General features: G+C 60.8%; 1 pseudogene. It reads right to left on the bottom strand.

Annotated features, from left to right (window positions below):
* Positions 1 to 411: pseudogene (locus tag GR197_RS31610) on the bottom strand (carbamoyl-phosphate synthase large subunit); the annotation flags it as partial.

The following is a 411-nucleotide window of genomic DNA, read 5'->3' on the forward strand; positions in this document are numbered from 1 at the left end:
GACGATAGGCACGCCGTTCGCCTCCAGATCCAATGCGAGCTTCAGCGGCGTCTGACCGCCGTACTGAACGATCACGCCGAGCGGCTTTTCCTTGTCGACGATTTCGAGCACGTCTTCGAGCGTCAGCGGCTCGAAGTACAGACGGTCCGACGTGTCGTAGTCGGTCGAAACAGTTTCAGGGTTGCAGTTGACCATGATCGTTTCGTAGCCGTCCTCGCGCATGGCGAGCGCGGCGTGCACGCAGCAGTAGTCGAACTCGATGCCCTGGCCGATCCGGTTCGGGCCGCCGCCCAGCACCATGATCTTCTTGTTGTTCGTCGGGTTCGCCTCGCACTCTTCTTCGTACGTCGAGTACATGTACGCCGTCTTCGTCGCGAACTCGGCCGCGCAGGTATCGACGCGCTTGTACAC

The sequence above is a fragment of the Rhizobium phaseoli genome (genome assembly GCF_010668805.1).
Classification (GTDB): domain Bacteria; phylum Pseudomonadota; class Alphaproteobacteria; order Rhizobiales; family Rhizobiaceae; genus Rhizobium; species Rhizobium phaseoli_A.